The 22,825-nt window shown below is 40.6% G+C and carries 20 protein-coding genes; 8 read left to right on the top strand and 12 right to left on the bottom strand.

What is annotated here, in order from left to right:
- Positions 1–110: 110 nt before the first annotated feature.
- Together AACZ88_RS15595 and AACZ88_RS15590 are read right to left on the bottom strand one after the other, a co-directional pair.
- Positions 111–581 (bottom strand): methylated-DNA--[protein]-cysteine S-methyltransferase, encoded by a 471-nt coding sequence (locus AACZ88_RS15595; protein WP_339712000.1) that lies wholly within the window; start codon positions 579–581, stop codon positions 111–113.
- On the bottom strand, positions 562–927 hold the full coding sequence (locus tag AACZ88_RS15590) for an AraC family transcriptional regulator (protein ID WP_339711999.1): 366 nt from the start codon (positions 925–927) through the stop codon (positions 562–564). Before AACZ88_RS15590 ends, AACZ88_RS15595 begins: the two co-directional genes overlap by 20 nt.
- A 203-nt stretch (positions 928–1,130) precedes the next feature.
- Between AACZ88_RS15590 and gpmI the strand changes: the two genes are divergently transcribed.
- Genes gpmI through AACZ88_RS15575 form a run of 3 tightly spaced genes read left to right on the top strand, consistent with a single transcriptional unit; the run spans position 1,131 to position 4,280 of the window.
- Positions 1,131–2,648: a 2,3-bisphosphoglycerate-independent phosphoglycerate mutase gene (gpmI, locus tag AACZ88_RS15585; protein WP_339711998.1), complete on the top strand. Its 1,518-nt coding sequence runs from the start codon at positions 1,131–1,133 to the stop codon at positions 2,646–2,648.
- Positions 2,649–2,682: 34 nt separating this feature from the next.
- Positions 2,683–3,498 carry a type I methionyl aminopeptidase gene (gene map, locus AACZ88_RS15580; RefSeq protein WP_339711997.1) on the top strand — a complete coding sequence of 272 codons (816 nt, stop codon included), beginning with the start codon at positions 2,683–2,685 and terminating at the stop codon, positions 3,496–3,498.
- Between the two features lie 17 nt (positions 3,499–3,515).
- The gene (locus AACZ88_RS15575; RefSeq protein WP_339711995.1) at positions 3,516–4,280 is read left to right on the top strand and encodes a methyltransferase domain-containing protein; all 765 of its coding nucleotides are present in this window, start codon (positions 3,516–3,518) and stop codon (positions 4,278–4,280) included.
- A 73-nt stretch (positions 4,281–4,353) separates the two neighbouring features.
- On the opposite strand, the gene AACZ88_RS15570 is transcribed toward AACZ88_RS15575, so the two are convergent.
- The 8 genes from AACZ88_RS15570 to AACZ88_RS15535 all read right to left on the bottom strand — a co-directional run bounded on the left by AACZ88_RS15570 (position 4,354) and on the right by AACZ88_RS15535 (position 11,920).
- Positions 4,354–5,361, bottom strand: coding sequence for an FAD:protein FMN transferase (locus AACZ88_RS15570; protein WP_339711993.1), 1,008 nt, complete (start codon positions 5,359–5,361; stop codon positions 4,354–4,356).
- Positions 5,354–5,722: a Na(+)-translocating NADH-quinone reductase subunit F gene (locus tag AACZ88_RS15565; protein ID WP_339711991.1), complete on the bottom strand. Its 369-nt coding sequence runs from the start codon at positions 5,720–5,722 to the stop codon at positions 5,354–5,356. Before AACZ88_RS15565 ends, AACZ88_RS15570 begins: the two co-directional genes overlap by 8 nt.
- A gap of 91 nt (positions 5,723–5,813) precedes the next feature.
- The gene (gene nqrF / locus AACZ88_RS15560; protein ID WP_339711989.1) at positions 5,814–7,121 is read right to left on the bottom strand and encodes an NADH:ubiquinone reductase (Na(+)-transporting) subunit F; all 1,308 of its coding nucleotides are present in this window, start codon (positions 7,119–7,121) and stop codon (positions 5,814–5,816) included.
- A 2-nt stretch (positions 7,122–7,123) separates the two neighbouring features.
- Complete coding sequence (gene nqrE, locus AACZ88_RS15555) at positions 7,124–7,861, bottom strand: NADH:ubiquinone reductase (Na(+)-transporting) subunit E (protein ID WP_339711987.1); 738 nt, start codon at positions 7,859–7,861, stop codon at positions 7,124–7,126.
- A 23-nt stretch (positions 7,862–7,884) separates the two neighbouring features.
- Entirely contained in the window at positions 7,885–8,532 is a 648-nt protein-coding gene (locus AACZ88_RS15550; protein WP_339711985.1) for an NADH:ubiquinone reductase (Na(+)-transporting) subunit D, read from the bottom strand.
- Between the two features lie 12 nt (positions 8,533–8,544).
- Positions 8,545–9,294, bottom strand: coding sequence for a Na(+)-translocating NADH-quinone reductase subunit C (locus AACZ88_RS15545; protein ID WP_339711983.1), 750 nt, complete (start codon positions 9,292–9,294; stop codon positions 8,545–8,547).
- A 2-nt stretch (positions 9,295–9,296) separates the two neighbouring features.
- On the bottom strand, positions 9,297–10,565 hold the full coding sequence (locus AACZ88_RS15540) for an NADH:ubiquinone reductase (Na(+)-transporting) subunit B (RefSeq protein ID WP_339711981.1): 1,269 nt from the start codon (positions 10,563–10,565) through the stop codon (positions 9,297–9,299).
- 2 nt (positions 10,566–10,567) lie between these two features.
- Complete coding sequence (locus AACZ88_RS15535) at positions 10,568–11,920, bottom strand: Na(+)-translocating NADH-quinone reductase subunit A (protein ID WP_339711979.1); 1,353 nt, start codon at positions 11,918–11,920, stop codon at positions 10,568–10,570.
- 149 nt (positions 11,921–12,069) lie between these two features.
- On the opposite strand from AACZ88_RS15535, the gene AACZ88_RS15530 reads away from it, so the two are divergent.
- The 5 genes from AACZ88_RS15530 (at position 12,070) to AACZ88_RS15510 (ending at position 17,296) form a co-directional block, all read left to right on the top strand.
- Positions 12,070–13,314 (top strand): DUF5103 domain-containing protein, encoded by a 1,245-nt coding sequence (locus tag AACZ88_RS15530; protein WP_339711977.1) that lies wholly within the window; start codon positions 12,070–12,072, stop codon positions 13,312–13,314.
- Between the two features lie 648 nt (positions 13,315–13,962).
- The gene (apaG, locus tag AACZ88_RS15525; RefSeq protein ID WP_089888260.1) at positions 13,963–14,349 is read left to right on the top strand and encodes a Co2+/Mg2+ efflux protein ApaG; all 387 of its coding nucleotides are present in this window, start codon (positions 13,963–13,965) and stop codon (positions 14,347–14,349) included.
- Positions 14,350–14,430: 81 nt separating this feature from the next.
- The gene (pruA, locus tag AACZ88_RS15520) at positions 14,431–16,059 is read left to right on the top strand and encodes an L-glutamate gamma-semialdehyde dehydrogenase (protein WP_339711972.1); all 1,629 of its coding nucleotides are present in this window, start codon (positions 14,431–14,433) and stop codon (positions 16,057–16,059) included.
- Between the two features lie 190 nt (positions 16,060–16,249).
- On the top strand, positions 16,250–16,762 hold the full coding sequence (locus tag AACZ88_RS15515) for a DinB family protein (protein WP_339711970.1): 513 nt from the start codon (positions 16,250–16,252) through the stop codon (positions 16,760–16,762).
- Between the two features lie 162 nt (positions 16,763–16,924).
- Positions 16,925–17,296 carry a hypothetical protein gene (locus AACZ88_RS15510; protein WP_339711968.1) on the top strand — a complete coding sequence of 124 codons (372 nt, stop codon included), beginning with the start codon at positions 16,925–16,927 and terminating at the stop codon, positions 17,294–17,296.
- Positions 17,297–17,319: 23 nt separating this feature from the next.
- Here AACZ88_RS15510 and AACZ88_RS15505 read toward each other — a convergent pair whose 3' ends face one another.
- Positions 17,320–20,703, bottom strand: coding sequence for a VCBS repeat-containing protein (locus AACZ88_RS15505; RefSeq protein ID WP_339711967.1), 3,384 nt, complete (start codon positions 20,701–20,703; stop codon positions 17,320–17,322).
- Between the two features lie 260 nt (positions 20,704–20,963).
- The gene (locus tag AACZ88_RS15500; RefSeq protein WP_339711966.1) at positions 20,964–22,817 is read right to left on the bottom strand and encodes a RagB/SusD family nutrient uptake outer membrane protein; all 1,854 of its coding nucleotides are present in this window, start codon (positions 22,815–22,817) and stop codon (positions 20,964–20,966) included.
- Positions 22,818–22,825 lie beyond the last annotated feature (8 nt).

The raw sequence follows: 22,825 nt of genomic DNA, 5'->3' as shown, positions 1-22,825 counted from the left end.
TAACAAAATTTTAACATAATTGAAATATCTTGATGTATTGTACAATCTCAAGGTAATATGTGTACCAAGGCATCGTTCGCTACTATCAAAATTTCGGCAATTGTGTCATTTCATACAATCCTTTTGTTGCTCAATTTGATGTTTTCGAAACCATTTATAAGTGGTTTTTTTTCCTTTCCCCATCCGTATTCGCCCAATTTACCAGACTCCTTTATTACCCTATGACACGGAATCAAATAAGCCACTGGATTACTACCAATAGCGGTTCCGACCGCCCTTACCGCCTTGGGATTCCCAATAACACCTGCCACGTCGTTATAGGCCAAATATTGTGCGCTCGGTATCGTCAACAATGCTTTCCATACATTGATTTGGAACGGTGTGCCTTTAAGATCTAACACAATTTGCTTTTTAGGAACTTCCCATGTAGCAAAATAAGCTTTGACCATAGCGCCATATTTTCCTAATTCAGATATAAAAACAGCATCGGGAAAAATAGACTTCAACAGCTCTTTGGGCGAACAATTCACTGGTAAAAAAGACAACTGACTTACTCCCAAATCAGATTCTGCTATGACCATCTCCCCAAATGGAGTTGGGATAACTTGATATTTTAAAATGAGACCTCCGCCCCTTTTTCCATACTCCCCGGGAGTGCAAGCGACCATTTCCCGAAAGTCCGACTTCATAGGCAGTTGCCAAAGTAGTACGACCTGCTTCCAAGCATTTTTTAGCATGTTCTACCGTAGTAAACTGCAAAAATTGTTTTGGGGAAACTCCGACCCATTGGTGAAAGAGCCGCTGAAAATGATACTTGCTCAAGCAAACATAATCGGAAACCTCTTCGAGTGTCGGTTGAGACCGATAGTTTTCGGTAATGAAATAAATAGCTTTCTCAATAATACTGCAATGGTATTTATTTTCCATATACCAAAAATATTGATATCATGCTCATGTCACAATCCGTTTATTGCTGTTTTCTAGTACTTGAAAGTAGATTTCCGACCATTATCATAAATTGTGTGTAAATGCCGTCCAAAATTCTTAGAGTGGCTCCAAAAAAGGAAGTCTAAATATTGGCAAATCGCCGCAGAACACAGTACTTTTGATTTCTGATAAAAATTCATTCCATGAACAAGAAAGTGATATTGATGATTTTGGATGGTTGGGGAAAATCGCCTGACCCTAAAATTTCCGCCATAGACAACGCGAATACTCCATTTATAGATTCCATAACCACCAACTATCCTAATGCCAATCTACTGACTTTCGGTATGAACGTAGGTCTTCCAGAAGGACAAATGGGCAATAGTGAAGTAGGTCATATGAACCTAGGGGCAGGAAGAATCGTTTATCAAGATTTGGCAAAAATCAATTTGGCCATCAAAGAAAATACCCTAAAGGACGAAAAAGTATTAACTGATGCCTTTGCCTATGCCAAAAAGAACAATAAAGCTGTTCATTTTCTAGGATTGGTCAGTGACGGAGGTGTTCATAGCCATACCGCTCATTTAAAAGGTCTAATCGAGGCTGGGCACACTTATGGTCTTGACAAAATGTTCGTTCATGCCTTTACCGATGGTCGTGATGTCGACCCAAGAAGTGGCAAGGGGTATTTGGTAGATCTCAATGTTTTCTGTGCCGATAAAAATGCCCAATTAGCTTCGGTAATCGGACGGTATTATGCCATGGACAGGGACAAACGATGGGAGCGTGTAAAATTGGCTTATGATGTTTTGGTCAACGCCAAAGGCGAAAAGACGACCGATATAGCTGAAGCAATGCAGGAAAGTTATGACAAAGATATTACCGATGAGTTTATAGAACCGCTGGTAATGGTAGATGGCAATGGTAAGCCCAAGGCTAGTATTCAAGAGGATGATGTCGTTATTTTCTTCAATTTCAGAACTGATAGAGGAAGAGAGTTGACTCAGGTGCTCAATCAAGAAGATAGGCATGAAGAGAATATGCATAAACTCAACCTATACTATGTGACCATGACGAATTATGACGATTCTTTCAATGGCATACATGTAATTTATGACAAAGCGAATATTGCAGAGACCTTAGGTGAAGTACTTGCCAATGCCGGCAAAAAACAGATACGTATTGCCGAGACAGAAAAATACCCACACGTTACTTTTTTCTTTAATGGTGGAAGGGAAGTGCCCTTTGACGGTGAGCAACGCATTTTATGCCCCTCTCCCAAAGTGGCAACTTACGACCTGCAACCTGAAATGAGTGCTTATGAAATTAGGGACGCCATTATACCCGAATTGAAAAAAGGCGACGTAGACTTCGTGTGTCTAAATTTTGCCAACCCTGATATGGTCGGCCATACAGGTGATATGGCAGCAGCCATAAAAGCTTGCGAAGTCGTCGATTCATGTGCCAAAGATGTTATAACTGCCGCTTCCGAAAACGGATATTCTACCATAGTAATTGCCGATCATGGCAATTGCGACACCATGATCAACCCAGATGGCAGTCCGAATACCGCGCATACTACGAATCCTGTGCCATTGATTTTGGTGGATAATGATATCAAGGAAATCAAGGATGGAGTGCTGGGAGACATCGCTCCTACAATACTAAAAATGATGGGGGTCGAGCAGCCTAAATTAATGACCCAAAAACCTTTGGTTTGAGGCAAATAAACCAAATGTTTTACATTTGCAAACTATGATAATAATTAAAACACCCGAGGAAATAGAATTAATGCGCGAAAGTGCTTTGATCGTCTCTAAGACTCTAGGTATGTTAGCCTCGGAAATAAAGCCCGGCGTTACTTCCTTACAGTTAGATACAATGGCAGAAGCATTTATTCGTGACCACGGGGCCGAACCCGGATTTTTAGGCATGTATGACTTCCCCAACAGCCTGAATATGAGTCCAAATGCCCAAGTCGTTCATGGAATACCTAATGACGAGCCCCTAAAAGACGGTGATATCATATCAGTTGACTGCGGCTCATTTAAAAATGGATATTACGGAGATCATGCCTATACCTTTGAAGTTGGTGAAGTTTCCGAAGAGACCAAAAAATTATTAAAGGTCACCAAAGAATCACTTTATTTAGGCATTCGTGAATTTAAAGAAGGAAACCGAGTCGGTGATGTAGCCTATGCCATTCAAAATTATTGTGAAGGCCATGGTTACGGAGTAGTAAGAGAATTGGTAGGTCATGGACTTGGAAAAAAATTACATGAGAGTCCTGAAATGCCAAATTATGGCAAGCGCGGAAGAGGCAAAAAGTTTGTCGAAGGCATGGTAGTAGCCATTGAACCTATGATCAACATGGGAACACGAAGAATCAAACAACTCAAAGACGGTTGGACGATTCTCACGGCAGACGGACAACCCAGCGCCCATTTTGAGCATGATGTAGCCATTGTAGATGGTAAACCAGAGTTGCTATCCACATTTCAATACATTTACGATGCATTGGGAATCGAGAGTGATGAAGAGGATGAATTCCGAAAAAAAGTGAACAACTAACAGTTGGCAATGACCAGTTGAAAAAACTTTCTAAGCTCATACTTAATACCGTACCAAGGCCATTACTCATCAAACTGAGCTACTGGGCAGGTCCACTTATTGCATTCCTTATGCGGGGGCGCACCTATACCGATCCTATAGACGGTAAAAGTTTTAGAAAGTTTCTTACTTACGGTTATGAAAAGCCCCGGGAAAATGTGCTTTCCCCCTCTACGCTGTCGTTAGAGCGGCATCGGCTCTTGTGGCTTTTTTTAAAAGACAAGACAGATTTTTTTACAGCCAAGCACAAGGTATTGCACTTTGCACCCGAGCAAGCCTTCTACAAACGCTTTAGAAAGCTTGTTAACCTAGATTATACTACCACCGACCTAAACTCGCCTTTGGCCGATGTAAAGGCCGATATTTGTGCGCTTCCGTTTCCCGATAATTCTTTTGATGTGATTTTCTGTAACCACGTTTTGGAGCATATTCCCGATGATACCAAAGCCATGCAAGAATTATATCGTGTACTGCGACCGGGCGGGTGGGGTATTTTTCAAATTCCGCAAGATTTGAGCCGTCAAAAAACCTTTGAAGACGACAGCATTACGGATCGCAGGGAAAGGGCAAAAATATTTGGCCAATATGACCATGTACGCATCTATGGAAGGGATTATTTTGACAAACTACGCAACATCGGATTCCAAGTCGAAGAAATAGATTTTACCGCTGCATTACCCGAAGTTGAAATTGAGAGATATCGTTTGGCCAAAGGAGAAATCATACCTTTTGTACGGAAGTAATTTCCCTAGCGAATCTGTAGGTGACAATTTGACGATAGACAGAAAAACCACAGCTGATTCTAAAGCACTCAGTTTAATTGATTACCAAAGCTTTGAATCCTTCGGTCATAAACTCTTGCGTGTTTCCCTGTTCATCAAGATAGACGATATAGGCCTCAAGTTCTCGTTGCTTAGATAGTGATTTTAAGGCATCATCTAAATCCATAGCCATAAATGCGGTGGCATAAGCATCTGCTTTGGCACAAGTATTCGCTAAAATTGTCGCTCCCAACGTATTCGAATTCTTTGTAAACCCCGTTATGGGATCAACGGTATGCACATATTTTTTTCCCGTGACCGGATCTACCCTAAAGTGGCGATAATTGCCAGATGATGCCAACGCCTTATTCTTCAACCCGATCATCAACTTCATTTTTCGCATCTCTTCCATTTGGGGATCATCCACCCCGACCGTCCAAGGCTTTTTCTTTAGTTTGTTCGAGCCTTTTCCGACGAGTTCCCCCCCTACTTCTATAAGATAGTCTTCTATTCCTTTTGCATCGAACAAAAGGGCCAAACGGTCAATCGTATAGCCTTTTGCCACAGCATTAAAATCAAAATAGATATTGGGTTTCGTTTTTTTTATGGTGCCTTTTTCAGTCATGCATACTTTATCAAATCCCACAAAATCTAATAGACTATCGACCTGTATACTGTCCATCTTAATTTGCTCCCCTGGACCAAAGCCCCAAGCATTGACCAATACGCCTACGGTAGGGTCGAAATAACCATTGGTCTTATAATTTATCTCTTTGGAAAGCACAAAAACATCATGAAACATATCATCTACCACCACCGTTGAATCACCTCCATTGATTTTTGAAATATCAGAATCGGGAATATAGGTCGATAAGGAATGATTTACAGCATTAAAGACTGAATCGATCTCAATCTGAAAATCGAGTTCCCTATCAGCCAAATAAATAATATTATAGGTTGTGCCCAACGCTTGACCAGAAGTATCATTTCTGATGACCGTCGTACTATTCGAAGTACAAGAAATAAAAATAGATATACAAAGTATGGTAAAAATTCTACTCATTGCCAATTTCAATAAGTCCGTGATAATGTACAATATATTCTTCATTCAAATATACCGGAAGTTCTTGATTTGTGGCATTATATAACCCGACGCCTGCATAATATGTACGGGCTTCGTGCTTTAAGGCATGATCTTTCATTTTTCGCATTAACGAACGATTATAATTTGTGGGGTCTTCAGGATAACTTACACCGCGAACTACGATAAAATGAAGCTCCTTTTCTTTAAGACAAACAAACTGCGGATTCTTCATGGGTTTACTATTTACTCCCATAAACTCATATCCTTTGCCCTCCAATTCCTTGCCAACAATATTCATGGCCAAATTGTGCAATTCCTGTTCTGTTAAAGGTTTACCCATACTTAAAATTAAGCTAAAAAAACCTGACAGTTTAAAGTCTGCCAGGTTTGTTAATTAAGATTGTGTATTGATAAATCGGTCTTCGTGATTTTTAACCACCAAAATCATCAAAACGTATATGCTCATCAGGGATACCAAAATCTTCACCCATTTTCTGAACCGCTTTATTCATCAACGGCGGTCCACAGAAATAAAGCTCTATATCTTCAGGTGATTCATGAAGACTCAGATAGTTATCGATAACACAGTTATGGATAAAGCCTACGAAGCCATCGCCCGGAGCATCAATGTTTTCCTTTACCTTCCAATTATCTTCTTCCATAGGCTCTGACAGCGCCAAATAGAATTTGAAATTCGGAAACTCTCTTTCCAATTCATAGAAATGCTCTAAGTAGAATAATTCCCTTTTTGAACGTCCACCATACCAATACGTAACCTTTCTACCCGTTTTCAAAGTTTTGAAAAGGTGGTACAGGTGTGATCGCATTGGTGCCATACCGGCCCCTCCACCGACATAAAGCATTTCAGAATCCGACTCATTGATGAAGAATTCACCATAAGGTCCTGAAATAACGACTTTATCCCCTGGTTTTTGTGCAAAGATAAAAGAGGAAGCTATACCAGGATTAACGGACATCCAACCATTTTTTGAACGATCCCATGGCGGAGTAGCAATTCTGACATTCAACATAATCTCTCTTCCTTCTGCCGGGTAAGAAGCCATTGAATAGGCCCTCTCTACAGTCTCAGGATTTTTCATTACCAACGGCCATAACCCAAATTTATCCCATTCAGCTTGAAATTTATCAGGAGTTTCATGCTCTTCTGGGTGTGCAGTAATATCAATATCGGAATACTTGATCTCACATGGAGGAATTTCGATTTGAATATACCCCCCGGCTTTATAGTTCATATCCTCCGGAATCTCAACGACAAACTCCTTGATAAAAGAAGCCACGTTGTAGTTACGCACAACTGTAGCATCCCACTTCTTTATCCCGAATACCTCTTCGGGAATGGTAATATCCATATCTTGTTTTACCTTCACCTGACAAGCCAAGCGCGCTCCATGGTTCAATTCCTTTTTCGAGAAATGTGGGGTTTCAGTAGGCAATGCCTCACCACCACCGGAAAGTACATGACATTCACATTGAATACAGGTACCCCCGCCGCCACAGGCAGAAGGAAGAAATATTTTCTGGTTACCCAAAGTAGTAAGCAAAGAGTTGCCAGAACCTACTTCAACTTTCTTTTCACCATTAATCGTAATGGTAACAGGCCCCGAAGGTGATAATTTTTCTTTGGTAAACAATAATAGTGCGACCAAGAGCAATAATAGTATCATAAATGAGACTACAGTAATCAATATGGTTCCACCTGTACTTGCAGCTAAAATCATGTTTATTTGTTTATGGCATCGTTATAAGAAACCTCTTTTTCGTCGATTTCCTTTTTAATTTCTTTTTTCTTCTCCGTCTTTGCAGCCGTATTTTCTTCTTCCACCGGGGCAGCATCGTCCCCCCCAGTCAACATACCACCAAAACTTTGAAAACCTATTCCCATCAATCCGGTAATGATAAAAGTGATGCCCAACCCCCTCAATGGTGGTGGAACATTCGAATAGCGGATTTTTTCACGTATCGCCGCAATTGCCAATATCGCCAAGAACCATCCGATACCTGAGCTTACACCATAGTTAAAAGCCAGACCTAAAGTTTCTATCTGTCGTGATTGCATAAACAATGATCCACCGAGAATCGCGCAATTCACCGCAATCAAGGGTAAAAATATTCCCAAGGAATTGTAAAGTGAGGGCGAAAATTTCTCTACTACTATCTCTACCAATTGTACCATTGTGGCTATCGTAGCGATAAACAGGATAAACGATAAAAAACTTAGGTTATAATCGGCATATTCAGGTCCTAGCCAGACCAAAGCACCATCTTGCAACAAGTACTTGTCAAGCAACCAGTTCAGGGGTACGGTCACTGCCAATACAAAAATAACGGCGGCCCCCAAACCAACGGCCGTAGCCACTTTTTTAGAAACGGCCAAATAGGAACACATTCCCAAGAATACGGCAAAAACCATATTATCGATAAAGATTGACCTAAAAAACAATTCTACATGCTCTAGCATAATTCTTTTATTATAATTCTTATTTAATTGTCTTCGATCAAGGCTTTATTTCTTGAACGCTGTACCCAAATGACAATACCCACCACAATCAATGCCGCTGGCGGAATAATCATAAAGCCGTTGTTTTCATAGCCAGTAGCATAAAGTCCGGTTTTTTCAATAGGATTTCCTAAAACCGGAATACCGAATAGTGTGCCTGAACCCAATAATTCCCTAAAAAAGCCTACGATAACCAAAATCACTCCGTAGCCAAGGGCGTTACCAATTCCATCCAAGAAAGATTTCCACGGGCCGTTGCCCAATGCAAAAGCCTCAAACCTACCCATAATGATACAGTTGGTAATGATCAGACCAACAAATACCGAAAGCGTTTTACTGAGCTCGTAAGCAAATGCCTTTAATACCTGATCTACTACAATAACCAGGGTTGCCACAACAACGAGCTGCACGATAATCTTAATCTTTGCAGGAATGATATTACGCATCAATGAAATAACAACGTTACCGATGCCCAATACGAATATCACCGCAACCGACATCACAATAGAAGCCTTTAATTCGGCGGTAATCGCTAGGGCCGAACAGATACCCAATACCTGTATGGTAATCGGGTTATTATCGGCTAAGGGATCTAATATCAGATTCGCATCTTTTTTTGTCAATAGTGCCATAGTCTTTTATGCTTAGTTCTTTCTTATGGTTTCTAAATAATCCTTATACAGATTCACGCTTTCCTTTATCATTGCAGAAACGCCGTTACCCGTAATAGTGGCTCCTGCGAGAGCATCTACTTCATTATCATCTTTCGTATTGTTCAACGGATCATTATTCCCCTTAGCCACGGCAATACCGGCATATCGCGTTCCATCTAAAATCGACTCCCCAGTAAAATCGTCCATAAAGTAACGTTGCTTGATGTTAGCACCGAGTCCGGGAGTCTCTCCTTTATGATCAAAATACACCCCTTGTACCACCAAATTATCATCTAATGATATAAAGCCCCAAATAGCATCCCATAGTCCTTTTCCGTACATAGGAATTATATAGAATTTCTTTCCTTCTTTTTCACCGATAAACAAAGGTAATTTTGGAGTACCCCCACTCTTTGCTATGGCCAATTGCTTTTTCAAATCAATTAGGTAAGCCTCATTGTCGGGAGTAGTATTTCCGCCATCGATAACCAATTGTTCCTTTATATATTTCGAGAATTGATCTTCAACCACATCCGTAGGCACAAAACTAACACTGCCCTCATCGGCATTTTCGTTGACCCCCATGGCATAGAGAATATTCTGCTGTTTTTCAAAACGCTCGTTCTCTTCGATTTTTTCTTTTAGACCAGTGGCCAAAAAAGCCAAAACCGATCCAACGACTACAACCATTACGGCCGCAAAGACAACGGTGTATATATTTTTATCTGTGTTGATCGCCATAACTAAATTGTTTCTGCTTTAAGTTCTTTTGCTGCACCCTCTGAATCTTTGGGCAAAATCGTCGCATTTTTTAGACGTTTCATTCTTCGTTTTACATTGCCACGAATAACATAATGGTCAATTGTCGGTGCAAAAACATTCATTAAAAGAATGGCCAAGAAAACACCTTCAGGATACGCCGGATTGAACACGCGGATCATCACTGAAATAAATCCGATCAAAAAGCCATAAATCCATTTTCCTCTATTGGTCTGCGCACCTGTTACAGGATCAGTGGCCATATAGACAATACCAAAGGCCAAACCACCTACCAATAAATGTTTCCAGAAATCAAAGCTCATCAGTCCGTAAAACTTGCTTGTTTCGGTGATCCATCCTTGATCGACGACCGCATTAAAGACCAGCCCCATAACCAAAGAACCAACAACGGCACTGACCATTATACGCCAGCTGGCAATTTTGCTGAAAATCAAGAAAAGTCCGCCCAACAGGATTAGCAATGTGGAAGTTTCACCTACTGAACCGGGAATAAAGCCGAAGAACATATCGGAAACAGAATAGGAATATTCATGGCCTTGTGCCAAAAAGCCCAAAATTGTCTCTCCCGAAATAGCATCGGGACCACCAGCCAAATCGACCGCTTCATGAACCCAAACCTTGTCGCCACTCATCCATGTGGGATAAGCGAAAAACAAAAAGGCCCGAATGGTCAAAGCAGGGTTGAGAATGTTCATTCCGGTACCTCCAAAAACTTCCTTTCCGATGACTACACCAAAGACCACCGCCACGGCCAACATCCAAAGTGGAGTATCAACCGGAACAATCAAAGGCACCAACATACCAGTAACCAAGTACCCCTCTTCTACCTCGTGACCCTTGATTACCGCAAAAATAAACTCAACGACAAGACCGACTCCATAAGAGACGATGACCAAAGGCAAGACGGTCGTGATTCCTACCCAAAAATTTTCCCAAGTAAGAAAATCATTCCATACCGAAAAGTTTTCTGGAAAGCCGTTGATTGCTGAAAAGTGTTGGTAACCTGTATTAAAAAAGGAAAACAACAATACTGGAATCAACGCCATGATCACCGTATTCATCGTACGTTTCAAGTCGTCGGCGGCCCGAACGTGCGAACCGGAGTGCGTCGTTTCATCAGGCGCAAACAAAAACGTATGAATCGCATTGAAGGCCGGGGCCATTTTCTTGTCCCGATAATGATGCTTTAAAATGTGCAATCTCTTTTTAAAAGTCAATCTTTTATCGCTCATCTCTATCCTATTTCTTTATATAATAAATCTAGCCCTTCCCTAATGATTTTTTGGTGTGGTTGCTTCGATATACAAATGAATTCAGTCAATGAAAAATCTTCGGGAGCCACTTCATATAACCCCAATTGCTCCATCTCATCTAAATCTTGAACCATACACGCTTTAAGCAATTGCATGGGGTAAATATCCATCGGAAAAACCTTTTCATACATTCCCGTAACTACGAACGCCCTATGTTCCCCATTAGTATTGGTAGTCAATTCATATTTCTTATTGGGCTGCAACCAAGAAAAGGTCAATGCACGGGTAGCCGACACCTTATTAAATACAGGTTTGTTCCATCCGAACAACTCGTAATCATCACCTTCGGGAATTGCCGTAACCGTGTTATTATAATAGCCTAAATGACCATCCTGCCTACTCTTGTATCCTGTAAGTACGTCACCGTTGATAACCCGAAAGTTATCACTATTGACACCACTGGCATACAAAAAGGTAGAAATTTCAGTACCAATCTTAGTTCTGTAATATTTTGGCGCTTTAACCGAAGACCCTGCCAACGCGACAATACGCTCGGCATTGAATTTTCCCGTCAACAACAATTCTCCAATAATCACAAGGTCTTGCGGAGTAACCGTCCAAACAACCTCACCTTTGTTTATTGGATCTATTCGATTTATTTGGGTACCGACCAAACCTGCTGGGTGCGGCCCTGAAACATTATGTAGTGTAATATCGCTTAAACCGTTCATAGGCGAGCCGGAAGACTTTCCGACTGAGACATGAACCTTACCTGGGGTCAATTTGGCCAAAGCACTAACTGCCGCCTGCAACTCCTTTTCTTTTCCCTGTAACGCAAAATCATAGTCCGCAGCCAAAGGGGCCGTACTATGAGCAGAAATAAAAATAGCCTTGGGGGTATCATCAGGACTGGCAATAATATCATAAGGTCGTTGCTTTACAAATGGCCAACAACCACCTTTAAGCAAATAGGCCTTGATGTCAATGGCAGAAGCGTTCTTGAAATCGAACTTCTCATGCTCTAATTGACCTTGGGTCTTATCTGCCAGTATTTTTAAAGTCAGAATACGTCTGCGTGCACCGCGTTCAATTTCAACAAGTTCGCCACTCACAGGAGAGACAAATAGCATGTCTTGATTGTTCTTGTTGTAGAAAAGCGCTTCACCAGCTTTCACCTCAGCTCCCTGTTTAACGAGCATCTTCGGCGTTATTCCGTGAAAATCTTTGAGATTTATTGCGTAAACATTGCTTAAAACGGCTTTGGAAATGGTCTGTTCAGCTTCACCGACGAGGTTAATGTTCAAGCCCTTTTTAATTCGGATGTCTTTGGACATATTTATGTAGACCTTATGTTAAAATTTCGTGCAAATTTAGTACTTAAAAAAAAGTTTTCATAATTATTGACTATAAATTTGGGCATTACGACGATGTTAATTTTTTAGGTATGCTTTTTGTTTACCTTTGCCCCAAAAATTGTACATAAATGCGCATTATTCTTCAACAGCTTTTGCTGCTACTTATTTCAACTTCACTTTTTGCGCAAGTTCAAGAAGAGGTCACACCACCAGAACATATAAAGTCGGTGATTTTTAAAGGACCTACCGAAGATCAATTTCCCATTGCCCAAATCGGCGAATCGATATACCTTGAATTTGATGACCTTTCGGCCAGTGAACAAGATTACTATTACAAAATAGTTCATTGCGACTACGATTGGACCCCATCTTCTTTATTAAAGTCACAATATTTGAACGGGGTCGACAACCAGCGGATCATTGACTATGAAAATAGTTACACCACATTACAACCCTATTCAAATTACAGGCTGACCATACCCAATGACAATGTGCGACTCAAAGTAAGCGGCAACTATCTAATTGAGATATATAACAGCACCAATGAGCTACAATTCTCAAGACGATTCGTAATCTATAAAGATTTAGTTCAGGTAGGGGGCGTTGTAAAACGCTCAAGGGATTTTAACTTTCTAAATGAGAAACAGGTAGTTCAATTTACGATAAACGCTAATAATTTTCAATTGGTCAACCCCAAAAAGGAGGTTAAAATTGCCATATTACAGAATTACTATTGGCCAACTGCCCGCTACAATATACCTCCACAATTTACGATGGGCAGTGAACTTGTCTATAAATATGACCAAGAAACCAGTTTTTTCGGGGGTAACGAATTTTTGAATTTTGACACTAAAGACCTTAGAGCTCCAAGTTCGGCAATCTCAAAGATAGAATTGCTTGATATCTATCAGCATTATTTGTTCTCCGATATGTATCGCCATGACAGACCCTATACCTACTACCCTGACATTAATGGCGATTTTGTTATTAGAACGCTTCAGGGCGATGATAATTCACGTGAGGCGGAATATTCAAATGTCCATTTTAGCCTTCCTTACGATCAATTATTGAATCTAGATGATGTCTATATCTTTGGAAAGTATAACAATTACCAACTTACCGAGGAGAATAAAATGGTCTACAACGAAGATAATGGCATGATGGAAGCCCAGATCAAACTAAAACAGGGCTTCTACAACTATAAATATGCCATCAGGCGAGAAGATGGAACGATTGAACTCAATACCATCGGCGGCAATTTTCATTTTACCGAGAATAATTACCTGATTCTAGTTTACTATCGAAATTTCGGAGACCTTTATGACAGCATCATAGGTGTTGGCTCGGCAAACTCCAGAAATATAAGCAACTGATGTGTTTTTAATTTGAAACCCATGTCATGCTGGGCGCCTGCACTTTAGATTAAGAAAGACACAGCACAAATGTTGTAGCATAAATGACCTAATCGTCATCATGGTTGAAACTTTGCCATAAACTTCACCCGTATAGTTATAGGTCATTTTTTTAGCCCCCCTAGTTAAAACATATATAACACTATCCGAACACCTTCAAATTCCCTTAGCCGAAAACCAGTAAATCATTTTCTTTTAGTTCTTTAGGGAAGCTTTATGAATTTCAACACCACTAAAAATGTTTTATAGACAGGCTAATTTCAAATTTGCCATTCACCACATTTTTCTATTTTTTAGCCCGATAGCCCCACATAGCACCTGCCTATGTCAGAAAAAAACACAATTATACCGATCATTTCACCTTAAGTTTTCACAATACCGAACTGTTGCTTATCTTGCTCATTATTAGCGTTTTTAAAAAAAATTGACGCGAACGGCAACCAGATATTTTAGTTTTTTTAGTACATCTGTGATTTACACTATAAATCAATGAACTTTTTAAGCTACTGTTAAATATCTTTTTTTAAGTGCTATTTTTTTTATATTGGCTACGTTTTCGATATTAGTGCTTGTAGCCAGAAATATCATAACATATTAGACCCCATAAATATGATAACACAAGTAACCAAGGGCATAAAGATTTCAGTACACACGAATTTTGAAGGTACTTTCTTCAAAAATTACAAAATGCATTTTGCGTTTGGCTATACTATTACCATTGAAAATCAAAGCAAAGACTCCGTTCAATTAACTTCACGCCATTGGCAAATCTACGATTCATTGAATGATCTTGAAATTTTAGATGGCGAGGGTGTAATCGGTAGAAAACCGGTCATCAAACCCGGTGATTCACATACCTATAACTCGGGTTGTCTTTTGGCCTCCCCTATCGGAGCCATGAAAGGACACTACAATATGGTTAATTTCAGTTCTACAGAAAAATTTAGGGTATATATTCCCACTTTCAAGTTTCATGCACCTTTCGCACTGAATTGATTGTTTTAACCCTTTATTAGTTTTTAATCGATTTCCCTTTTTATACCTTTGAGACCATTTCTAAACCCTAAAACAATTGATATGGGCAAAGGTTTTTTTCAAGTACCGACAGCAATAAACGAGCCGATTAAAGACTATGCTCCCGGAAGCAGTGAGCGTGATGAAGTTCTCAAGCAATATAAGGAATACTATAACGGAAATGCCGAGGTACCTCTTTATATCGGAGCAGAAGAAATCAAAACGGGCAACACAAAGCCCATGTCTCCTCCACATGACCATAAGCACCTTGTAGGAAGCTACCATCTCGCCGAGCAAAAACATGTTGAGAAAGCCATAAAAAATTGCTTGGCCTCAAGAGCGGCATGGGCCAATCTTAGCTGGGAGCAACGTGCAGCTATTTTCCTGAAAGCTGCCGAATTAATTGCAGGGCCTTATCGAGCAAAAATTAATGCGGCGACTATGATTGCCCAATCAAAAAACATACATCAAGCAGAAATCGATGCCGCATGCGAATTGATTGATTTTCTTAGATTTAATGTGGAGTATATGTCACAAATCTATGAAGAGCAACCAGATTCCGCCGAAGGCATTTGGAATCGGGTGGAATACCGTCCTTTAGAAGGATTTGTATATGCCATAACTCCGTTTAACTTCACGGCCATTGCCGGAAACCTTCCTGCAAGCGCGGCTATGATGGGCAATGTTGTGGTATGGAAACCCAGTGACAGTCAAATTTTCTCCGCCAAGGTCATCGTAGATGTTTTTAAGGAAGCAGGTCTACCTGATGGGGTGATAAACGTAGTTTATGGTGATCCCGTCATGATCACCAAGACTGTTTTGGACAGTCCTGATTTTTCCGGAATTCATTTTACCGGATCTACCCATGTCTTTAAAGAATTATGGAAGCAAATCGGAAACAACATTCATAACTATAAAACATATCCTCGAATCGTGGGGGAAACTGGGGGCAAAGATTTTATCATTGCCCATCCTACGGCAAAACCGCAACAAGTGGCTACAGCAATTACACGCGGTGCTTTTGAGTTTCAAGGACAAAAGTGCAGTGCTGCCTCGAGAGTCTACTTGCCAAAATCTACTGCCGATGAAATTTTGAATTTGGTAAAAAAGGATGTAGCCTCTTTTAACAAACCAGGTTCTCCTGAAGATATGTCGAATTTTATTACAGCCGTCATTCATGAAGGGTCTTTTGACAAACTGGCCAAGTACATCGACCAAGCCAAAAAGGATGAAAACGCCGAAATTATAATCGGTGGCGGACACGACAAATCGGTAGGATACTTTATTGAACCAACGGTTATTTTGACAACCGACCCGCATTACACGACTATGGAGACCGAACTATTCGGCCCCGTTGTAACGATATTTGTATATGATGACAAAGACTGGTCGAAAACGTTGACGTTGGTCGACAGCACTTCGGAATATGCGCTTACAGGAGCAGTGCTCTCCCAAGACCGCTACGCCATCGAAGAAGCGACTAAAGCGCTTCAGAACTGCGCAGGAAACTTTTATATCAACGACAAACCTACAGGGGCCGTAGTCGGGCAGCAGCCATTTGGTGGTGCACGTGCCTCCGGCACCAATGACAAAGCAGGGTCTGCCCAAAATTTATTGCGTTGGGTGTCACCCCGATTGATCAAGGAAACTTTTGTAACACCGATTGATTATCGGTATCCGTTTTTAGGATAATTTGAAAGCAGTTCATCTATCGGTTTTGACAGAGCAATATCTTGTCAAAACCGATTTTTTTTATGCATTATTCCTCTTCCATCTATAAAAACAATCCAAAAAACATTTGACGATAAGGTAATTTTGGTTTATCTTATTATGCCTTTTTTTGACGCATTTCGACATTGCTAACACTTAAATTCAAGACACTATGAAATATTTTATCGCATTCTTTACCGTCATGTGCTTTTTTTCAATTTCGGCCCAAGACAGTTCCGTACAATCTACCTTAAAAAGTACTTTGGCCTATAACCAAGGGCAAGTGGTATCATTAGGTGAAGCATTTTCCGAAGAACAATACGATTGGAGGCCCTCCGAAGGCATACGCTCCGTTGGGGAATCAATTTTACATATTGCTTTCGGCAACTATTATTTGGCTTCGAAAATGGGCTTTGCCCCACCATCGGAGGTAGATATGACGAACCTTCAAAAAATCGAGGGGAAAGATAACATTTTAGCGGCCCTTAAAAAGTCGAACGAATTTGTACTTGAAAAAATAATGTTGGTCGAAAACGACAAATTTAATGAAGAAATTGATTTTGGATTTGCCAAAATGAGTGTCTTGGCCGGTTTGTTGTCAATTTTGGAACACAACGGCGAACACAAGGGGCAACTAATTGCCTATGCAAGATCTGTAGGGGTTACCCCGCCTTGGAGCAAATAATTTCTGTGAGATAGATAAAAAAGCAATAGTCCCCTTATATTTCTGATAGCCAAGCACCATTGGATAATTGATATGGCCCGTGACCAAAAATGGTTACGGGCTTTTTTTTACGCAACCATTTAAAAAAAAGACATCTTCAAACTATACCTTAATCCGCCTAAGATGCTTAAAAAAATTGCAGTGATAACCGCTGGTCTATCAATCATCTCTTGTTCCGACACCGACGACACCCCGGAATCTTCATGTGGGGTCAGCGATCCCAAGTTGGAACTCGAATGGTTAAAGAGCGAAATAACAAATAGAGAAGCAAATCTTTCGGAAGATTCTAAATATTGTTATATCGCACAAGCCGATTTAAAAGGTCAAACGGTATTTATATATAAAGACTGCAACCCCGCTATCAACAAAGTAATTCCAGTATACAATTGTTCTGGAAACCAGATAGGGTTACTTCATAGCGATATCTCACCCAACTCTTTAAATGAAGAATTTATTCTTTGGAAAACAGCTGATTTTGCATGTACCGAAGAATAGACACCTCCCTCGGTTTATTCATGCTACAGTCTGCTTGAAAGACTTAAGACCTCTATCGCATCGTTGTTCTTGGCAAATACCACGCTTTTAACCCCTTTGATATTTATAGGACTGATATATTTGACATCGCCTTGTACCAATACACCGCTTTCACCGGCTGTCATAGAATGAAAACCTCCTCGCCCATCTCCTTTCATAAATAAGCCATAGGACGCATCATTTCTAGGCGTTTCAACTTCTGAAGCATACAAGTTTCCAGCCAGTAGTAAATCTTTGTATCCATCTCCATTGAAGTCATCGACTAGAATATCGTTCACGGAAGAAAATTGTGCCCGATTATCCAACTCATGTGCTTTAAAAACTCCATTGCTGCTTTCAAAGAAAGTGGTAGCGAAGGTATAAGCGCTTTGGTGAACCGATTTCTTTAATTGTCTCTCATCAAAAATATCACCGATTTCCGCCTTGCCAAAGGCATCATAGGTAGGAAATTTTTCTTTGATAAAGGGCATTTGTTGAGAAGAACACTGACGCCCGCGTACCGGAACCAGTTTTGCTTCATCGTAATACCCCAGTACAATATCATTGCTTCCCGTATCATCAAAATCGTCGGCATATACCTCGAAAGGAGCTTCGGCCGTAGCACGATATTTATAATTAAGTCCTAAATTTCCGGCTATGATATCTATATCGCCATCTTGATCGAAATCTTCTGCCGCCAAGCTATACCACCAACCATTGGTATTTTTCAATCCGTAATCTTCCGTTTTCTCAACGAAATCCCTACCGCCTTCACTCTCAAAAACACGTATAGGCATCCATTCTCCCGTAACCACCAAATCTAAATAGTCGTCCTTATTCAAATCAACCCAGAGCGCATCGGTAACCATTCCAAGGCTTTTCCAATCATCGAACACCCCGCCCGTAACCACATCGAAACCAATTTTACCATTGTTACTATTGTTGCGCAGTAAGTAACTTTGAGCTGGCGCAGGGTATTTTCCCGGTACCTGCCTACCTCCAACAAACAAATCGATATCACCATCTTTATCGAAATCAGCGGCTTTGACACAAGAACCACTTATTGCTATATTCGGCAATGCATTTGAAGTGTAGCTCAACCCGCCTTTACCATCATTTACGTAAAGTCTATCCCTTAAGTTAGAAGAACCTTGATTGTATTCGTTACCCCCACTTACCACGTAAAGGTCTAAGTCACCATCTCCATCGGCATCAAAAAATTCGGCTGCAACATCTTCATAGGTCGCAGTCTTCCGCATGAGATCATCGTTCGAAGACGTAAAACCTCCACTACTGTTTTGAACATACAGCTTACCCGAACGCTCCAAAGCGCCTCCAAGATACATATCATCTAGCCCGTCACCATTTACATCACCAACAGCCATTGCCGGACCTTCGTGCGACATTTTATGAGGCAGAAGACTTTCTCTTTTAAAATCATCAAAATCATTCTCTTTATGGATGTAATCAATACCTGTAACCCTACTTTTTTTGAACAAGCGGGTTTTTGAAGGCTCGCTTTCCCTTGATTTATTATTTTCGGCCTTCGCATACTCTAAAGTCAATAATTGATCAACGGATACATCATTTAAAATCTGATGTTTATCATCTGGCCAAATAACCTCAACGGTTGCCGTTAAGGCCTTGCCAATGCCAAAATGTAATTCACGGCTCATTGCCGACATAAACCCCCTGGTAAAGTAAAGTTCTTGAACCTGACGACTTTCGTCAGTTGTAACAATAACACGGGCACCTATGCCATCACGGTTATTTTTAGGCCCGTTGAATTTTAAGGAAAGATAATGGCCCAACCCCAATTCCCGAGCATTGTTCTTCAAAATAAAAGCCGGATCATCGGTATTATTAACTATGATTTCAAGGTCTCCATCATTATCTAAATCGGCATACACCGCACCATTCGAGCTGGTTTCTTCACCATCACCCCAAACCTCGTTCATTTTCGAAAAATTTAAATTACCTTGATTTCTAAAGAAGAAGTTTTCTTTTTTACGTGTCGGCATTTTACTCAAAAGATCACCAATGTACTTTTGGGCATCGAACTTTTTATTTTGACGTATGGAATCTTGTTTCTTGTTGACATAGTTTACAAAGTCATTATTTCTAAAGTCTCTTTTAATACCGTTGGAAACAAAAAGGTCTTTTAGACCGTCGTTATCCATATCAAAAAAAAGTGGGGCCCAGCTCCAATCTGTCTTTGAAACACCGGATAATTGTGCGATATCAGAAAATATGGGCACATTATTATCGTTTAAGTAACCTGAGTTCAGCTGTAAAGTATTGTACATATATTGATGGTGAAGCCCTAAATCGACCGTTTCATGAAAACGTTCGGGATTCATACCGCTCATGCTTGTTTTTATATCGTAATTGCTTTCCCCCATCATATCAACGGTCATCATATCAAGCCAACCATCGTTGTTGATATCGGCCATATCATTCCCCATGGCAAAAAAGGAAATGTGTTTGGTAGCTTCCAAGATTCTATCTGTAAAACTTCCATTCTTATTATTTATATAGAAAAAGTCTTTTCCCGTAAAATCGTTGGCAACATACATATCGGGCCAACCATCATTATTTACATCGCCAACGGCTATTCCTAAACCATAGCCTAAACGATTCTGAACAATACCAGCTTCTTTACTGACATCTGTGAATCGACTATTATCGTTTCTTAGGAGTTTGTCATTGGAAATACCGCCATCCATCGTTATAAGTTCAGCCAAAGACTTATCGGAAGGGTAGCTTGATGGATTATGATTCAATAGAAACATATCGAGATCACCATCTTTGTCATAATCAAAAAATGTAGCCTGGGTAGAACAATCGGCCAAATCTAAACCATATTTTGCGCTTTGTTCGGAAAAGGTTGGAATACGACTTTCGTTCTCCGCTCCCATATTCACATACAGTTTATTCTTTCTTTTTTCAGGATCTTTATACTTTCCTGAATTGGAAATGTAAATATCCATCCAACCATCATTGTTGATATCGACAACTGTAATTCCACCGGAAAACTTTTGGTGAAGCAAGATTCCAGTCAAATTCGAAGCATCAATAAACTGGAGGTTTCCTTTATTAAGAAATAGTTTATGCTGTTTTAGGGCGGATACAAAAAAGATATCCTTTAATCCGTCATTATTAAAGTCGACAACTGCAAGCCCACTGCCATTATAAAAATATTCATATTGAATACCATTGAATGCCACATTTTCATCTAGCATGTTGGAAAAATCTATACCTGTTTCCGAATTTTCGAGTTTTGTAAAGAGCGCTTCCCCTTCAGGATCGAGCCCCGAAAGTTGATATTCTTCTTGACACCCAACCAATACCAGTACTAGACAAGTAAATAAAAAATAACCTATTTTCATTTGACGCATATTAAAACCACAATAATCGCAAAAAAACTGTTTTTACAATTGCTTATAAAAATACAATAGCTGCAAGGGTAATCCCAATTTATTCACCAAATCTTAGCAACGGTACTGTAGCTGTTCCATAATATCGGAGAAGTTTCTTATTCCCGACCCGAACAACTAGAAATCAGTATTGGAAAAACCTAAATCGTTAAAAGAAAAATGACCCAGTGCTAACAACACTGGGCCATAATTCAATATACCTATAATTTCTCTTATTCGTAACCGGGGTTTTGAATCAAAGCGGTATCTGCATTCAGTTCTGCAATTCGAATTGGCACATAATACGTTTTATCTAACCATAAGCGGTTCTCAAAACCAGGATCTACCTCAAATGGAACATAGGTATAATCATAGCTTGTCGGATCGTATCTATAGGTCGACACATTGGCACCGGGCTTTAAGGATCCATTGACCTTAATACCTCTTGCCTTGGCACCAAACTTCTCAGGGGCAATCATCCACCTTCTGACATCATGATAGCGGTGTTCTTCGTACACCAACTCTATACGACGTTCGTTTCGATACATCTCCACCAGTTCATCACCCGAAGCGGTTACCGCCGGCAACCCGATTCTGAATCTAATTTGGTTGAGCCAGTTTATCGCTCCTGCTTCGTCTCCTGTTTCCAAAAGGGTCTCTACATAATTGAGTACCAATCCGGTTTCCCTAAAGAAGGGCCATGGAATCGTTTGAAAACCGGTCTGATCGACAAAACCTGGATCTGGCTCGACGAATTTTTTCATATAATACCCCGTTCTGGTTCCATTCCAATCCTCAACAGGACTTTGACGCGTATCCAAACCAAAATGAGTCTCCACTCCATTGGGGCCTATAATATCATATTCCCCAGTCTGAATTTGATTCGCAGGATCACGGTCAGTTACATCTGAAGGGCGTGGCTTCCAATCGGCACCATCATAAAGAATTGTCGCATAGAAACGAGGCTCCCTATTTTCGTACGGAGCACTGGCATGTGCCGGATTATCCCAGTCAAACTCTGAACCATCACTCATTGAATAATCGTCAATTAAATTCTGTATAGGCGCGTTTCCTGCCCAGTTATGATACCCGTTAGGACCATTGAACAAACCTATTCGACGCCCTGGCCCAGTATTCTCTACGTATTGACGTTCCCAGATAATATCGCTTTCCCCTCCGTTGCGGGCCAAAAACATGTCTGCATAGTTTTGTTCAGCCTCCTCAAATGAAACCGGGGCTGTTAACCCCAACTTATACCCGGCATTGGAATAATCCAACGCAGCCTTTACAGCATCACGGGCCTGCACCCATCGTTGTTGCTGATCACCTGATGTATAGGCAATTAGTTCTGGGTTGGAATACCCTGCTATTAACGAAGAGTTGGCAGATGCTGTGGGGAAATCGTGTAGGTCACTTGCCGCATAGAGCAATACTCTTGCTTTTAAAGCTAGAGCGGCGGCGGCATTAGCACGACCACCATCCATTTCACGGCCATCAAGCAGTTCAAACGCCTTTTCACAATCGGCTACAATAAAATCAACACATTCGGCATACGTATTCCGTGGTATATTATAATCAGAATCTAGATCTAAAGGTTCGTCGATTATCGGTATACCCCCATAGAAACGAAGTAGTTGCTGGTAATAATAAGCTCTTAGAAAATGAGATTCGCCCAATAACCTATTCGACAAATCTGCATCTTCTACACCACCTTCCGCCAGATTGGTAATGGCCAAATTCGCATCTCGAATATAACCGTACATATTATTCCAGTCCCACGTATTGTTGACCCATCCTGTATCGGCCGAATTGGTTCGTGATTCGTTAATGGTATTGATACCCCGATTGGTATGGGTAAATACGGCCTCATCGGTCAACGATGCCAACATTTGTTCATCTAACCCCCCTGCACCAAGACCGTTATACACACCTGTAACTGCCGCTTCCGCGAGTCCGGCGTCGGTCCAAACACTCGACCCTGACACTTCACTTAATGGGGTAATGTTCGTAAAATCATCGTTACAACTGATTATTGCGATAAGCGGCAAAACCACTCCCCATTTATTAATTAAATTTCTAATTTTCATAATATTTT

Origin of the sequence: uncultured Kriegella sp. (assembly GCF_963975415.1) — a bacterium.
Taxonomy (GTDB): domain Bacteria; phylum Bacteroidota; class Bacteroidia; order Flavobacteriales; family Flavobacteriaceae; genus Kriegella.
The sequence above is the reverse complement of the archived record's forward strand: the minus strand, read 5'-3'. Positions and strand labels throughout refer to the sequence as shown.

Bases quoted from the DNA above. Each gene is read 5' to 3' on its own strand.
- AACZ88_RS15595 (WP_339712000.1), bottom strand. From the start codon at position 581: ATGGTCATAGCAGAATCTGATTTGGGAGTAAGTCAGTTGTCTTTTTTA.
- AACZ88_RS15590 (WP_339711999.1), bottom strand. From the start codon at position 927: ATGGAAAATAAATACCATTGCAGTATTATTGAGAAAGCTATTTATTTC.
- gpmI (WP_339711998.1), top strand. From the start codon at position 1,131: ATGAACAAGAAAGTGATATTGATGATTTTGGATGGTTGGGGAAAATCG.
- map (WP_339711997.1), top strand. From the start codon at position 2,683: ATGATAATAATTAAAACACCCGAGGAAATAGAATTAATGCGCGAAAGT.
- AACZ88_RS15570 (WP_339711993.1), bottom strand. From the start codon at position 5,361: ATGAGTAGAATTTTTACCATACTTTGTATATCTATTTTTATTTCTTGT.
- AACZ88_RS15565 (WP_339711991.1), bottom strand. From the start codon at position 5,722: ATGGGTAAACCTTTAACAGAACAGGAATTGCACAATTTGGCCATGAAT.
- nqrF (WP_339711989.1), bottom strand. From the start codon at position 7,121: ATGATTTTAGCTGCAAGTACAGGTGGAACCATATTGATTACTGTAGTC.
- nqrE (WP_339711987.1), bottom strand. From the start codon at position 7,861: ATGCTAGAGCATGTAGAATTGTTTTTTAGGTCAATCTTTATCGATAAT.
- AACZ88_RS15550 (WP_339711985.1), bottom strand. From the start codon at position 8,532: ATGGCACTATTGACAAAAAAAGATGCGAATCTGATATTAGATCCCTTA.
- AACZ88_RS15545 (WP_339711983.1), bottom strand. From the start codon at position 9,294: ATGGCGATCAACACAGATAAAAATATATACACCGTTGTCTTTGCGGCC.
- AACZ88_RS15540 (WP_339711981.1), bottom strand. From the start codon at position 10,565: ATGAGCGATAAAAGATTGACTTTTAAAAAGAGATTGCACATTTTAAAG.
- AACZ88_RS15535 (WP_339711979.1), bottom strand. From the start codon at position 11,920: ATGTCCAAAGACATCCGAATTAAAAAGGGCTTGAACATTAACCTCGTC.
- AACZ88_RS15530 (WP_339711977.1), top strand. From the start codon at position 12,070: ATGCGCATTATTCTTCAACAGCTTTTGCTGCTACTTATTTCAACTTCA.
- apaG (WP_089888260.1), top strand. From the start codon at position 13,963: ATGATAACACAAGTAACCAAGGGCATAAAGATTTCAGTACACACGAAT.
- pruA (WP_339711972.1), top strand. From the start codon at position 14,431: ATGGGCAAAGGTTTTTTTCAAGTACCGACAGCAATAAACGAGCCGATT.
- AACZ88_RS15515 (WP_339711970.1), top strand. From the start codon at position 16,250: ATGAAATATTTTATCGCATTCTTTACCGTCATGTGCTTTTTTTCAATT.
- AACZ88_RS15510 (WP_339711968.1), top strand. From the start codon at position 16,925: ATGCTTAAAAAAATTGCAGTGATAACCGCTGGTCTATCAATCATCTCT.
- AACZ88_RS15505 (WP_339711967.1), bottom strand. From the start codon at position 20,703: ATGAAAATAGGTTATTTTTTATTTACTTGTCTAGTACTGGTATTGGTT.
- AACZ88_RS15500 (WP_339711966.1), bottom strand. From the start codon at position 22,817: ATGAAAATTAGAAATTTAATTAATAAATGGGGAGTGGTTTTGCCGCTT.